This window comes from Kitasatospora sp. NPDC003701 (assembly GCF_053587085.1).
In genome coordinates this window covers 41,516-55,502 of record NZ_JBSFNM010000061.1, presented here as the reverse complement: position 1 = coordinate 55,502, position 13,987 = coordinate 41,516, and the positions used below count along the sequence as shown (strand labels likewise).

11 protein-coding genes and 1 rRNA gene are annotated in these 13,987 nt (G+C 74.1%); 6 read left to right on the top strand and 6 right to left on the bottom strand.

All coding sequences use genetic code 11. From position 1 onward, the window contains the following. Positions 1-67, top strand: a 5S ribosomal RNA gene (gene rrf, locus ACWDRR_RS36425); the annotation flags it as partial. Positions 68-568: 501 nt separating this feature from the next. Here rrf and ACWDRR_RS36420 read toward each other — a convergent pair. From ACWDRR_RS36420 to ACWDRR_RS36400, 5 genes are all read right to left on the bottom strand, one after another. Further along, a complete protein-coding gene (locus ACWDRR_RS36420; RefSeq protein ID WP_449776553.1) occupies positions 569-1,879 on the bottom strand; it encodes a DUF58 domain-containing protein in 1,311 nt (436 codons plus the stop codon). Between the two features lie 37 nt (positions 1,880-1,916). Next, on the bottom strand, positions 1,917-2,837 hold the full coding sequence (locus tag ACWDRR_RS36415) for an AAA family ATPase (protein ID WP_449776559.1): 921 nt from the start codon (positions 2,835-2,837) through the stop codon (positions 1,917-1,919). 110 nt (positions 2,838-2,947) lie between these two features. Further along, positions 2,948-4,213, bottom strand: coding sequence for a DUF4350 domain-containing protein (locus ACWDRR_RS36410; RefSeq protein ID WP_449776552.1), 1,266 nt, complete (start codon positions 4,211-4,213; stop codon positions 2,948-2,950). Continuing rightward, positions 4,210-4,881: a DUF4129 domain-containing protein gene (locus ACWDRR_RS36405; RefSeq protein ID WP_449776551.1), complete on the bottom strand. Its 672-nt coding sequence runs from the start codon at positions 4,879-4,881 to the stop codon at positions 4,210-4,212. Before ACWDRR_RS36405 ends, ACWDRR_RS36410 begins: the two co-directional genes overlap by 4 nt. 5 nt (positions 4,882-4,886) lie before the next feature. Next, on the bottom strand, positions 4,887-6,086 hold the full coding sequence (locus tag ACWDRR_RS36400; RefSeq protein WP_449776550.1) for a DUF7544 domain-containing protein: 1,200 nt from the start codon (positions 6,084-6,086) through the stop codon (positions 4,887-4,889). A gap of 309 nt (positions 6,087-6,395) precedes the next feature. Here ACWDRR_RS36400 and mtrA point away from each other — a divergent pair, with 309 nt between their 5' ends. The 3 genes from mtrA to ACWDRR_RS36385 are packed head-to-tail and all read left to right on the top strand — an operon-like array spanning position 6,396 to position 11,089. Then, positions 6,396-7,073 carry an MtrAB system response regulator MtrA gene (gene mtrA, locus ACWDRR_RS36395; protein WP_030061806.1) on the top strand — a complete coding sequence of 226 codons (678 nt, stop codon included), beginning with the start codon at positions 6,396-6,398 and terminating at the stop codon, positions 7,071-7,073. 1 nt (position 7,074) lies between these two features. Next, positions 7,075-9,225: an MtrAB system histidine kinase MtrB gene (gene mtrB / locus ACWDRR_RS36390; protein ID WP_449776549.1), complete on the top strand. Its 2,151-nt coding sequence runs from the start codon at positions 7,075-7,077 to the stop codon at positions 9,223-9,225. Then, positions 9,203-11,089: an LpqB family beta-propeller domain-containing protein gene (locus ACWDRR_RS36385; RefSeq protein ID WP_449776548.1), complete on the top strand. Its 1,887-nt coding sequence runs from the start codon at positions 9,203-9,205 to the stop codon at positions 11,087-11,089. The genes mtrB and ACWDRR_RS36385 overlap by 23 nt, the downstream gene beginning before the upstream one ends. Before the next feature lie 73 nt (positions 11,090-11,162). Here the strand turns inward: ACWDRR_RS36385 and ACWDRR_RS36380 are convergent, their stop codons facing one another. Then, positions 11,163-11,864, bottom strand: coding sequence for a ComF family protein (locus ACWDRR_RS36380; RefSeq protein ID WP_449776558.1), 702 nt, complete (start codon positions 11,862-11,864; stop codon positions 11,163-11,165). 429 nt (positions 11,865-12,293) lie between these two features. Here ACWDRR_RS36380 and hpf point away from each other — a divergent pair, with 429 nt between their 5' ends. Beyond that, the gene (hpf, locus tag ACWDRR_RS36375) at positions 12,294-12,986 is read left to right on the top strand and encodes a ribosome hibernation-promoting factor, HPF/YfiA family (protein ID WP_387893778.1); all 693 of its coding nucleotides are present in this window, start codon (positions 12,294-12,296) and stop codon (positions 12,984-12,986) included. 225 nt (positions 12,987-13,211) lie between these two features. Continuing rightward, positions 13,212-13,970: a response regulator gene (locus tag ACWDRR_RS36370; RefSeq protein WP_449776547.1), complete on the top strand. Its 759-nt coding sequence runs from the start codon at positions 13,212-13,214 to the stop codon at positions 13,968-13,970. Positions 13,971-13,987 lie beyond the last annotated feature (17 nt).

Here is a 13,987-nt window from a genome sequence, read left to right as displayed (position 1 = left end):
AGCTAAGCCTCACAGCGCCGATGGTACTGCAGGGGGGACCCTGTGGGAGAGTAGGACGCCGCCGAACAATCATTGTGAAGAACCCCCTGATCCATCCGGATCGGGGGGTTCTTTGCGTTTCCGGGGCAATGCGGAAACGCGAAAGAAGGTCCCGATGCTGCTGTCCCACTCCCGGAGGGCTGTCGGCCCTCCCGTAGGGGCCCGGCCCCGCCGGAGGGCCACAGGGCACCGCCGCCGGTGAGCCGGCTCAGCCCGCTCCGGGTACCCGGACAGCCCGGGCCGGCAGCGCTCCCCGGGGCCCGCGGGAGAGGAGCGGCCCGGGGGAGGGCCCACCGTCAGCAGCCCAGGCCTGGAGGCTCAGAAGGTCACCGGACGGCCCAGGGCGGGGCTGCTGACGGCCGGCCGGCGCCCCGCCACGACCCCGCCAGGACGCCCCGGGAGCGCGTGACCCCATGACTGAGCCCCCACCACGGACGTCCGTGGCGGGGGCTCAGTCATGCAGGCCGAACAGTGAGCAGAGCAGGAGTCAAGGCTCCCACTGGGCCCAGCGGCGTCCGGTGGGACTCAGTCAGAGGCGGCCGGCGGCCTTGAGCGCGAGGTAGGCGTCGGCGAGGGCCGGGGCCACCGCGGTCGGCGGGGCGTCGAGCACGGTCACGCCGTGGCGGGTGAGGCGGTCCGCGGTGAGCCGGCGGTCGGCGCGGGTCTGCTCGGCGGCGGCCGCGCCGTACACGGCCTCGACGGTGCCGCGGGCGGTGGCCAGTTCGTCCAGGTGCGGGTCGGAGACGGAGGCCAGGACGACTTCGTGGCGCTTGGTCAGGAGCGGGAGCAGCGGCAGCAGGCCGTCCTCGACGGGAGCCGCGTCGAGCCCCGTGAGCAGGACGATCAGGGAGCGGTGCGGCGCCATCTTGAGTGCGGTGGCGACCAGCGAGCGCATGTCGGTCTCGTAGAGGGCGGGCTCCAGGACGGCCATCGCGTTGGTGAAGGCCGGCAGGATCTCGCTGGGGGAGCGGCCGGCCACCGAGACGCGCTTGCGCAGGTCGTGGGCGAGCAGGTCGACCCGGTCGCCCGCCTTGGTGGCGAGCGCGGTGAGCAGCAGCGCTGCGTCGAGCGAGGCGTCCAGACGGGGGGCGTCGCCGACGCGGCCGGCGGAGGTGCGGCCGGTGTCGAGGACGATCAGGATGTGCCGGTCGCGCTCGGGCCGCCAGGTGCGGACGGCGACGGTGTGCCGGCGGGCGCTGGCGCGCCAGTCGATGGAGCGGATGTCGTCGCCGGGCAGGTACTCGCGCAGGGAGTCGAACTCGGTGCCCTGGCCCCGGGTCAGGACGGAGGTGCGGCCGTCGAGTTCGCGCAGCCGGGCCAGCCGGGACGGCAGGTGCTTGCGGCTGTTGAACGGGGGCAGGGCGCGGACCGTCCACGGGACGAGGTGCGAGCCCTGGCGCCCGGCCAGGCCGAGCGGGCCGAGGGAACGGATCGTCACCTTGTGGGCGTGGTGGTCGCCGCGCCGGACCGGGGTGAGCACGGTGGTGGCCCGGCGCCGCTCGCCGCCGGGGATGCGCAGGGCGTGCCGGGACGCGGCGATCTCGGTGCCGCGTCGCCAGGCGGACGGCGCCCAGGCGTCGCGGACGCGGCCTCTGAGCGGGCGGCCGGACGGGTTGGTGACGGTCAGTTCGACGGCGGCGGGCTCGCCGAGCCGGACGGTGGTGTCGCCGCCCCGGGTGATCCGCAGGCTGCGGACGGGGGCGGCGAGCACCAGGTCGACGACGACCGCGAGCAGGACCGTGCCGGTGACGGCGGCGATCCCGCTCCAGGACGGCAGGAGCAGGCCCACGACGAGCGCGCCGAGTGCGGCGAGCAGGGCGGTTCGCCCGGTGAGGGCCATGCGGTGCGCTCCTTCGTGAGCGGGGCGGGGCGGGCGGTCAGCGGGGGGCGGGCGTCTGGGCCAGGACGGCCTGGATGACGGAGTCGGCGGTGACGCCCTCCATCTCGGCCTCGGCGCGCAGCGCGACGCGGTGCCGCAGGGTCGGCAGGGCGAGGGCCTTGACGTCGTCGGGGGTGACGTAGTCGCGGCCGGCCAGCCAGGCCCAGGCGCGGGAGGCGCCGAGCAGGGCGGTGGCGCCACGCGGGGAGACGCCGATGGAGAGCGAGGGGGACTGCCGGGTGGCCCGGCAGAGGTCGACGATGTAGGCGAGCACCTCGGGGGCGACGGTGAGCTTGGCGATCTGCTCACGGGCGGCGGCGATGTGCTCGGGGCCGGCGACCGGGCGGACGCCGGCCGCGGCGAGGTTGCGGGGGTCGAAGCCGGAGGCGTGCCGGGCGAGGACCTGGAACTCCTGGTCGCGGTCGGGCAGCGGCAGGATCAGCTTCAGCAGGAAGCGGTCGAGCTGGGCCTCGGGCAGCGGGTAGGTGCCCTCGTACTCGACCGGGTTCTGGGTGGCGGCGACCAGGAACGGGGCCGGCAGCGCGCGGGGCTCGCCGTCGACGGTGACCTGGTGCTCCTCCATGGCCTCCAGCAGGGCGGCCTGGGTCTTCGGCGGCGTGCGGTTGATCTCGTCGGCGAGCAGCAGGTTGGTGAAGACCGGGCCGGGCTGGAAGGAGAACTCGGCGGTGCGGGCGTCGTAGACGAGGGAGCCGGTGACGTCGCCGGGCATCAGGTCCGGGGTGAACTGGATCCGCTTGGTGTCCAGGCTGAGCGCGGTGGAGAGGGTGCGGATCAGCAGCGTCTTGGCGACGCCGGGGACGCCCTCCAGCAGCACGTGGCCGCCGCAGAGCAGGGCGACGACCAGGCCGGTGACGGCGGCGTCCTGGCCGACCACGGCCTTGGCGATCTCGGCGCGCAGGGCGGTGAGCGCCTGGCGCGGGTCGTCGGTGCTCCCGGGGGTGCCGGGGGCACCGTGCGTGGCGGTCGCCGTGCCGGGGGTGGGGACGGGGGTGGCGGTGGCCTGCTCGGTCACGGCTTCCGCACCTGCCTTTCAAGGGTGTCGAGGTCGTCGGCGAGCCGCAGCAGCGCGGCGTCGTCGGTCGGGGGCGGCCCGTACAGGAGGGCCCGTACGTCCCCGGCGGGTCGGTCGGGGAGGCGGTCTGCGACCGCCGCGCAGAGCGCGGTGGGGTCGGGTGCGCCGGCGGTGGGCGGGACGCCCAGGGCGGGTGCGAGGCGGTGGGCGGCGGCGCGGCGCAGGGCGTCGGCGGCGCGGCCCCGGGCCTTGGCCCGGCGGTAGAGGCGGGCCCGGCCCTCGGTGGTCTCGGCGGCGCGGACCACGACGGGCAGGTTCTCGCTGATGACCGGGCCGAGCCGGCGGGCGCGCCAGAGCGCGGCGAGCAGGACGGCGATGCCGAGCTGGTACGCGGCCCAGCGCCAGCCGTCGGGGATGTAGTCGGTGAACTGCTTGTCGCCGCCGTGGACGACCGGGGTGGCGTAGTCGGGCAGGTGCCAGGCGAGGCGGGGCTGCGAGCCGAGCAGGCCGAGCGCCAGGGAGGCGTTGCCGTCCTTCTTCATCAGCTCGTTGCTGAGGAAGTCGCCGCTGCCGAGGACGACGACCTCGCTGCCCTTGCCGTTCTGCACGACGACCAGCGGGTAGCCGTGGCCGCGCGGGTAGCAGCCCTCGCCGCGGCTGCCGGTGGTGTAGAGCAGGCCGCCGAGGTGGGCGGTGCCGGCCCGGACGGCCTCGGTGAGGGCGCACTGGGCGGGGGTGCTGCGGACGGCGGCGTAGGGGGCGCCGCCGCCCTCCTCGGAGGGACGGACCCCGGGGGCGAGGGCGCTGAGCGCCGCGGGGCCGGGGGAGATCAGGACCAGCCGGCCGTGCCGGGCGGCGGCGAGGGCGCGCAGCTGGTCGGCACCGAGCAGGTCGGGTTCGGGGACGACGAGGGTGTCGTTCCCGGCGGAGCGGGTGGGCAGGTCGGCGGTGACGTCGACCTGGAGGCCTTGGCGCTGGAGCAGGGCGACGACGGCGTGCGAGCCGGAGGCGTCGTAGGAGCGCGGGTCGAGCGGGGGGTAGCGGCGCTCCTGGTTGAGGCCGGCCAGGACGGCGGCGGCGAGCAGCAGCAGCGCGGCGGTCAGCAGGTACCAGCGCGAGCGGTGCCAGACGCTGCGGCCGGTGGGCGCGAGGCTGCTGGTGCCGGCGGCGCCCGGCGGCGGTGCGGCGGGCGTGAGCGGCACCTCGGGCGGGGGCCCGCCGGGTGCCGGCGGTGCGGCCGGGCCGGGGGTGGTGCTGGTCATGCCGCTCCTCCCGCGGCCGGGGCGAACGCCGGGCGGGCGCGTTCCAGGGTCTGGTCGAGGTCGTGCAGCAGCTGGTACGCGGCCCGGTCGGCGGTGCGGTCGCCGTAGGCGATGTCGTCGAAGGTGCGGGCCGCCGCGGCCAGGGCGGCCGCGTGCGCGGGGAGGGCCCGGCCGGCTTCGGCGGCGGCCTCGTCGGCGGTGCGGCCGGGGCGGGTGTCGAGCAGGGTGCGCTCCTCCAGGGCCCGGACGACGGCGCGCATCTGCTCGCGGACGGCCTCGGACCACTGGCCGGCCGCGGCGTGCCGCTCGGCGTCGGCGCGGTACTGGTCGGCGCTGCGCGGTCCGGCGCTGCCGAAGACGTCGAGCACGGTGCGGGCTTCCCGCTTCGGGGCGCCGAACCGCCACCAGAGGGCGGCGGCGATCACCACGGCGACCACCAGGAAGAGGATCAGCCCGGTGGTGCCGCTGGTGCCGTCGCCGGCGATGGCGCTGAGCGCGTCGTCGATCCGCTCCATGACCCAGTCGTAGACCCGCTGCTGGAGGCTCGGGTCGTGCCGGTGGTAGTCCGCGTTGAGCAGCTCGTCGCGGGCGGCGTCGCGGGCCGGGTCACGTGGCACGGTGACCGGAGCGCCGCTCGCCGCCAGCGCTTTCTCCCCCCAGTTCGGCATGCGGTTCAGAGCCTCGCCGGGTTCGGGCCGGTCTGGTCGCCCCAGCCGGTGCCGCCGTACTCGGGCAGGCCCGCGGCGCGGGCGAGCTCGATGTCCAGGGCCTCGCGGCGGATCCGCTGGTCGACGTAGAGCAGCACGCCGATGGTGGCGGTGAACGGGATGGTGAGGGTGGAGGCGATCACGCCGGCGATCGCCGTGGTGATCAGTACGGCGGTGGGCAGGGTGGCCGTGTCGCCGGCGTCGACCTGGCCGACGAGGTCGTCGAAGCCGAGGACCAGGCCGGCGACGGTGAACGGCACGCTGATGATCCCGGCGACGATGCCGGCCAGCACCTGGCTGAGGAGGTTGATGCCGAACAGCCGCCACCAGGAGCCGCGGACCAGCCGGCGCGAGCGGGAGAGCGCCGTCATGACGCCCTGCTTCTCCAGCATCAGGGCGGGGGCGGCCAGGCTGAGCTGGATCCAGATCCAGATCGCGACCGGGATGCTGAGCAGGCCCACCACGAAGAGCAGCGCCGCGATGGCGGGCTCGCCGGCGCCGGCCAGCAGGTAGCCGATCATCGGGGCGAAGCCGAGCAGCACGATGCCGGCGCCGATCAGACCGGTCAGCAGGGTGAGGCCGGTCAGCTGGAGCATGCGGGGGCGCGCGTCCCGCCAGGCGTCCCGGACGGTGGCGGACTGCCCGAGGATGGCGCGGCTGACCACCATGGTCAGCAGGGCGGCGGCGACGACGCTGAGCAGCATGGTCACCGGCAGGCTCGCCAGGGCCGAGAGCACCGGGGTGAGGTCGCCGGTGTCACCGTTCACGGCCAGCTGGGTGCCGGTGACGGCGGCCTGCTCGACGACGGCGACCCCGAGCGAGAGGCCGAGCGTGGTGCGCCAGTGCTTGCGGATGGTGGAGACGGCTCCGTCGAGGATCTCGCCGAGGCCCAGCGGGCGCAGCGGGATGACGCCGGGCTTGGGGCTGACCGGGGCGCCCCAGCCGTACTGGCCGTGCGGTCCGTGCGGGCCCTGGCCGCCGTGCTGGGGGCCGGTGGGCTGCTGGGGGCCGCCGTAGCCGGCGCCCCAGGCGGGGGGCGCGGCGGGCGCGGCCTGGGGTGGTACCGACTGCCCGGGCACGGCGGCGGACGTGTCGGCCGGGGGCCGGGTGTCGTCGCGGGGCGGCTCGGACGAGCTGGGCGAGGCCCAGCCCGGAGTGTCGGTCATCACTGCTCCTCGGAGGGGCGTCAGGGTTCGCGGGGCCGGGTGGATCTTCACCCGCGCGCAGCGCCCATCGTGCCATGGTGGTCGGACGGTCCCCAGGGGTATCCGGTTGCTGAACGGCAACGGGGGCCCGCGGGGCGGTCGCCACGTGGCCCGGACGTGGCCCGCAGGTGGCCCGGGGGGTGCCCGGGGCGGTGCGGTCCAGGTCATTCGTCCGGTATGGCCGGAATTTGCCGGGTCGCCAGTTGGCCGTTCTGGAGCAAAGGGACTGCTGTGCGGCAGGTCACAATCCGGTAATGAGAAGATGGACGCATGAAGGGACGCGTCCTCGTCGTTGATGACGACTCCGCACTGGCCGAGATGCTCGGCATTGTGCTGCGTGGTGAGGGTTTTGAGCCGTTTTTCGTCGCGGATGGGGACAAGGCGCTAGCCGCGTTCCGGGAGACCAAGCCCGATCTGGTCCTGCTGGACCTGATGCTGCCCGGACGGGACGGTATCGACGTCTGCCGGCAGATCCGGGCGGAGTCCGGCATCCCGATCGTCATGCTGACCGCGAAGACCGACACGGTCGACGTCGTGGTGGGCCTGGAGTCGGGGGCCGATGACTATGTCACCAAGCCGTTCAAGCCCAAGGAGCTGGTGGCCCGGGTACGAGCCCGACTGCGCCGTGCCGAGGAGCCGACGCCCGAGCAGCTGACCATCGGCGATCTGGTGATCGACGTGGCCGGCCACTCCGTGAAGCGGGACGGCCGGGGCATCCCGCTGACCCCGCTGGAGTTCGACCTGCTCGTCGCGCTGGCCCGCAAGCCCTGGCAGGTGTTCACCCGGGAGGTGTTGCTGGAGCAGGTCTGGGGTTACCGCCACGCGGCGGACACCCGGTTGGTGAACGTCCACGTCCAGCGGCTCCGGTCCAAGATCGAGAAGGACCCGGAGCGTCCCGAGATCGTGGTGACCGTTCGTGGCGTCGGCTACAAGGCCGGGCCCAGCTGACGTGACGTACCAGGCTGACGACACCCCGTCGGAGTCCGCGACCGACGGGGGCTCCGCCGTGCGCGGGGACGTGCTGAGCTCCACCACGCGGAGCCGCCGCCGACGCGGGCCCGCCGCCCTGCTCACGCCGGTGATCCGTCAGCTGCGCAGGCCCCTGAACCGGGTTTCGGCGCTGTACCGCCGCTCCATCCAGCTGCGGGTGGTCGCGGCCACCCTGATGCTCTCCGTCGTGGTGGTGCTGGTGCTGGGCGTGGTCGTGGTGGCCCAGGTGCGCAACGGGCTGCTGGAGACCAAGCAGGACTCGGCGCGCAGCCAGGCCCGGGCCGGCTTCCAGACCGAGCTGAAGAAGATCGACGAGGCGAAGGACCTGCGGCTCAAGGTCGGCGCGGCCGCCGACCAGACCGTCGAGGACACCGGCACCTGGCTGCTCAGGCAGGTCGGCGACCTCGCGGCCAGCGGGCAGAACGTCTACTCGGTGATCGCCATGGTGCGCGACGGCAAGACCGTCCTGCCGGAGACCGCCGGTCTCGGGCCGCGCTACACGGGTGACATCTCGCCGATCAGCATCCCTGACACCCTGCGGGCCAAGGTCTCGGCCGAGCCCGGCCAGATCTTCGACCAGCCGACGCTGATCCACCGCTCCGTCGACAGCGGCGGGCACACCGAGCCCGGCCTGGCCATCGGCATGCAGTTCGGCGGCCCCACCGGCATCTCCTACGAGCTGTACTACGTCTTCTCCTTCGGCCAGGAGACCGACACCCTCGGCCTGGTCACCGGGACCCTCGCCACGGCCGGGGTCTTCGTGGTGATCCTGATGGGCGGGATCGCCTGGCTGGTCGTGCGCCAGGTGGTCACCCCGGTCCGGATGGCCGCCGGGATCTCGGAGCGGCTGGCCGCCGGGCACCTGGAGGAGCGGATGAAGGTCACCGGGACGGACGACATCGCCCGTCTCGGCGAGTCCTTCAACCGGATGGCCAACGCGCTGCAGGCGCAGATCCGCCAGCTGGAGGAGCTCTCCCGGGTGCAGCGGCGGTTCGTCTCGGACGTCTCGCACGAGCTGCGCACTCCGCTGACCACCGTCCGGATGGCCGCCGACCTGATCTACGACAGCCGCGAGGACCTGGACCCGATGGCGGCCCGCTCGGCCGAGCTGCTCCAGGGCCAGCTGGACCGCTTCGAGTCGCTGCTCGCCGACCTGCTGGAGATCAGCCGGTTCGACGCCGGTGCCGCGATCCTGGACGCCGAACCGGTCGACCTGCGGGAGATCGTCACCCGGGTGGTCGAGGCCGCCGACCCGCTGGCCCAGGCCAAGGGCAGCGCCGTGGTGATCCGCGGCGACGGCGAGCCGGTGCTGGCGGAGGTCGACTCCCGCCGGATCGAGCGCATCCTGCGCAACCTCGTGGTCAACGCGCTGGAGCACGGCGAGGGCCGGGACGTCGTGGTCCGGCTGGGCTCGGCGGACGGCGCCGTCGCGGTCGGCGTGCGCGACTACGGCATCGGGCTCAAGCCCGGCGAGGCCTCCCGGGTCTTCCACCGCTTCTGGCGGGCCGACCCGTCCCGGGTGCGGACCACCGGCGGCACCGGCCTGGGCCTGTCCATCGCGGTCGAGGACGCGCACCTGCACGGCGGCTGGCTGCAGGCCTGGGGCGAGCCCGGCGGCGGCTCGCACTTCCGGCTGACCCTGCCGCGCACCCGCGGCGGCGAGATCAGCCGGGCACCCTTCCGGCTGGAGCCGGAGGACTCGCGCAACAACCGGGGCCTCGGCTCGTACGGGGTGCCGTACCGGCGGGCGATCCGTCCGGGCGGTGCCACCGCGCTGACCGCCACCGAGGAGCCGGCCGTCCCGGAGACCCCGGAGGGCTCCGGCGACAACGGGTTCGGCAGCGGCCTCGGCGGCGTGCTGAGCATCGGCCCGGGGCTGGGCGCCCGCCGGCTGCCCGAGGGGCCGCGGGCCGACCCCTCGGACGTGCGGACGGTGGGTGCCGGGTACGGTGCCACCGGAGCCCAGGTCATGGTGGACCCGACGCCCGGGTGGCCTTCGGTGGCCCAGCGGACGGCGGAGCCGGGCGCGGCGGGTACGGCGGAGGCCCTGCACGGCACGGCCGGGACGGACACGGAGGGGTCGCAGCGTGCGAAGGACCAGCAGGACTGAGCCGCGGCTGGTCGCGGTGGCCGGCGTGGTGCTGGGCACCCTGCTGGCCGGCGGCTGCGCGGCCATGCCGGACTCCGGCGGCGTCAGCAAGGTCGAGCTGGCGCAGGACGCGGTGGACAAGAACCTGCAGGTCAGGGTCTTTCCGATGGCGCCCCCCAAGGGCGCCAAGCCGCGCGATCTGCTGGCCGGCTTCCTGGACGCCGTCACCGCCGACGAGAGCTACGACACCGCCCGGATGTACCTCACGGACGAGGCGGCGGCGAAGTGGAAGCCGGACGCCCGCATCCAGGTGCTCTCGGCCACCCCCTCGCTGTCCACCCAGGCCGTGGCCGAGGCCGACACCTCGTTCACCGCCCCGGTGTCCGGCATGGTCGTCGCCGAGGTGGACGCCAAGCACTCGTACACCTTCCTGGACGGGCAGAAGGACGTGGACTTCCAGTTCGCGTTCGTCCGGGAGAAGAAGAGCGGCGAGTGGCGGATCGACGCGCTGCCCGACGGCGTGCTCATCAACGAGACCAACTTCCGCATCAGCTACCGCCAGGTGGACCGCTTCTTCTACGCGGCCGAGGACCCGTCCGCGCCCGGCACCTCGGCGATCGGCAGCCCGGAGGTGCTGATCGCCGACCCGATCTACCTGCGGCGCCGAATAGACCCGCTGACCTCGGCCGCCAAGGCCGTGGTCGCCGGTCCGTCCGACTGGCTGGCGCCGGTGGCCCGGACCGCCTTCCCGACCGGTACCGTCGTCGAGCGGGTGAGCGTCGACGCGCCGTCGAGCACCGCCCACGTGGTGCTCGACGGCGCCGACCTCGGCGGCACGATGCTCTGCAGGCGGATGGCCGCCCAGCTCTTCTACACCCTCGCCGACCAGGGCAAGGGGCAGGTGGAGAAGCTGGACCTGAAGGGCCCGCACAACACCGGCGGCTGCCAGGCGACCCGCGCCGACCTGTCCAAGACCGGCCCCGGCGCGCTGACCGGCGCGGCCGCCCAGAAGCAGTTCTTCCAGCGGGCCGACAACGGCGTCCTGGTCGAGGCCCAGGAGACGGGCGACGGCACCGCGGTGCGCGGCCCGCTCGGACGGCCGCAGCCGAACGGCAAGGAGCCGCTCGGCACCATCGCGGTGTCGCGGGACGGCGAGCGCGCCGCGGCGATCGGCGGCAAGGGCCACCAGCTCTACATGGTGCCGCTGGCCGACACCGGACAGGCCATGCCCGAGCCGGTGCTCACCACCCAGACCCGGCCGGGCCAGAAGGACGAGGACGGCCTGACCTCGCCCAGTTGGGACGGCCGCGGCGACCTCTGGGTGGTGGACCGCGATCCGCAGAACCGGCGGGTGGTGATGGTGCGCGGCAACCGGCCCCCGCTCACCGTGCCGGTCGACAGCCCCGACGGACAGGTCCTGCAGGACCTCAAGATCTCCTCGGACGCCGTCCGGATCGCCCTGGTGTTCAAGGACCAGCGCGGGGCGCAGTCGCTCTGGCTCGGCCGGGTGGAGCACGCCGGCACCAAGGACGCGCCCGCCGCGCGGATCACCGGACTGCGCCGCGTCGCCCCGGCGATCGCCGAGGTCTCCTCGGTCTCCTGGGCGGAGGCCGACCAACTGCTGGTGCTGGGCAAGGAGAAGGGCCGCCTGCAGCAACTGCACTACATCAGCACGGACGGCTCGCTGAGCAGTGACGCCCCGCCCCAGGGGGGCGAGGGGATGGCCTCGGCCCAGGCGGCGGAGTCGCGTGCGGACACCATGGACCAGGCGCCGCCGGTGCTCGCCCGGCAGGCCGCCGACGGCAAGATCTACCGGCTGGTCAACAGCCAGTGGCGGGAGCTCGTCCTGAACTTCCGGGCGTCCTCCTTCATCTATCCGGGCTGAGCCGGGGCCGGGCTGAGCCCGGCCCCGGGTTGGTTGGGGCCGTGCTGTCGGGGCCGGGTTGGTCGGGGCCGGGCTACCAGGGGCGGGGTCCGCTCGCGCGGTGGCCGGCCGGGCCGGCGGGCCGGTGCGGGACGGCGGCCGCGACGGTGGCGGCCGCCTTCGGCGGGAGCCCGGCGCTGGCCAGCGCCCGGGCGGCCTCGGCGAGGCTGGCACCGGTGGTCACCAGGTCGTCCACCAGGACCGGCTGGCGGCCGGTCAGCCGGCAGTCCGCGCGCGGCAGGACGGTGAGCGCGCCGTGCAGGTTGCGCCGGCGCTCGGCGGCGCTGAGGCCGGCCTGGTCCGCGACCGGCCGGGTGTGCCGCAGCAGCGACGCGGCCCGGGCGTCCACCCCGGCCCGGCGCAGTGACCGGGCGGCGGCACCGGCCAGCCGCAGCGTCGGATCGTGGCCGCGGGCCCGGACGGCCGAGCGGGCGGAGGGCATCGGCACCAGCAGCAGCGGTGCCAGCCCGGCGCGCGGCCCGAGCGAGGAGCGCACGGCCCGGGCGAGTGCTTCGCCGAGCGGCCCGGCCAGGCGCAGCGCGCCGCGCTCCTTGTGGGCGAGCAGCAGCTGCCGGACCGGGTCGGCGTACGGGGCGGCGGCGTGCACCCAGGGCAGTGCGGTGGGGCCGGGCCGGGCGGTGGTCAGGGCGAACCGGCAGGCCGGGCAGAGCTGGGTGCGGTCGGCGCCGCAGCCCGCGCAGCGGGCCGGCAGCAGCACCTCCAGCAGCCCGGCCAGTGCGTGGCCGAACGGCCCTTGGGCGGTCTGCGGGCGAGTGGGGAGGGGAGTGGGCGGCACGGTGCTCCTGGCGGCGGCAGGCACGGAGAGTGAGCACAGGATGCGCCGTACGGGGGGTGTTGTCCAGGTATTTACCCATGCTTCACTCGCAGGAGGGTAGACAGGGTGCAACAGCTTGACTGCCAAGCCCACGGCATCGGGTCACACCCGTATTCCCGCTTGGGGAGGCGAAAACCCCGTGTGAGGTGTTCGATGAGGCTCCAGGGGGTTTCAACCGTCCCTGGTGGGGAGGAAGTGAGGTGAGGGCCAGTCGTCTTCGTCGCTCGCGGCGCAGGCGGAGGGCTAGCAGTGGATTGGCTGGTCCGGCTGGGTCTCAGCCCGATCCGGTAGCACCCGGATCGGCGTCAGCACGAGGGATCGGAGTTCTGCGTGGACATCGTCGTCAAGGGCCGCAAGACCGAGGTGCCCAAGAGGTTCCGCGAGCACGTGGCCGAGAAGCTGGAGAAGGTCCAGAAGTTCGACGGCAAGGTGATCAGCCTCGACGTCGAGGTGTCCAAGGAGCACAACCCGCGTCAGGCCGACCGGTCCGAGCGGGTGGAGATCACTCTCCGTACCCGCGGTCCGGTGATCCGGGCCGAGGCCGCCGCCGGTGACCCGTACGCGGCGCTCGACCTGGCTTCGGCGAAGCTCGACGCGCAGCTGCGCAAGTCCGCGGACCGGCGTCGGGTGCACAAGGGCGGCAACGGCCGCACTCCCATCAGCGTCGCCGAGGCGACCGCGGCCCTGGCCGCGCTGCCCGACACGACGCAGCCGGAGGGCGAGACCAACGGGGCCGTCCGCAAGACCATGATGGGATCCCTGGAAGTGGAGGGCGAAGGCCCGCTGGTGGTCCGGGAGAAGACCCACCCGGCCGCCCCCATGGCGCTGGACCAGGCGCTCTACGAGATGGAACTGGTCGGCCACGACTTCTACCTGTTCGTGGAGAAGGACAGCGGCCTGCCGAGCGTCGTCTACCGCCGGCACGGTTACAACTACGGCGTCATCCACCTGAAGGCCGACGGATCGGCCGGGCCGGGTGGCGGTGCCGGCGGCGCGATCGGTGGAGCCGACGACGAGGACTGATCGTCCGAGCGGTGTGGGAGTGGTGACCCCGGTGGCCCTTGCCGCCGGGGTCACCGGCGTTCCGGGGCGGCCGCGGGGCCGCGGTGGGCCGGTCCGGCCAGGTCCGGGCCGGTCGGGGTGGCGGGAGGTCACCCGGTGCGAGGGAATCGGCATCGGAGCGTGACCGGAGGACGTCCGGGGCGTGGAATGATTGGCGGACGACGACCGGCGACGGGGGAGGAGCGGATGGGGGATCACTTCGGGCTGGGGCCCGGTGCGGGGCCGGTCGGGGGGGTGGTGCGGGGCTCGGGGGAGGACCTCGACTACGCCCCGCACCGGAGGGAGCCGATCCGCGTCCTGGTGGTGGACGACCACGCGCTGTTCCGGCGCGGCCTGGAGATCGTGCTCGCCGAGGAGGAGGACATCACGGTCGTCGGCGAGGCGGGGGACGGCGCGGAGGCCGTGCTGAAGGCCGCCGACCTGTTGCCCGACATCATTCTGATGGATGTTCGGATGCCCCGCCGCAGCGGGATCGAGGCCTGCACGGCGATCAAGGACGTGGCGCCCAGCACCAAGATCATCATGCTGACGATAAGCGACGAGGAAGCCGACCTCTACGAGGCGATCAAGGCGGGTGCCACCGGCTACCTGCTCAAGGAGATCTCCACCGACGAGGTCGCCACCGCGATCCGGGCGGTCGCCGACGGGCAGTCGCAGATCAGCCCGTCGATGGCCTCCAAGCTGCTCACCGAGTTCAAGTCGATGATCCAGCGCCGCTCCGACGACCGGGACCTGGTGCCCGCACCCCGGTTGACCGACCGGGAGTTGGAGGTGCTGAAGCTGGTGGCCACCGGGATGAACAACCGGGAGATCGCCAAGGAGCTGTTCATCAGCGAGAACACCGTGAAGAACCACGTGCGCAACATCCTGGAGAAGCTTCAGCTGCACTCCCGGATGGAGGCCGTGGTCTACGCGATGCGGGAGAAGATCCTCGAAATAGGGTGACGGAGCCCGTGGCCGGC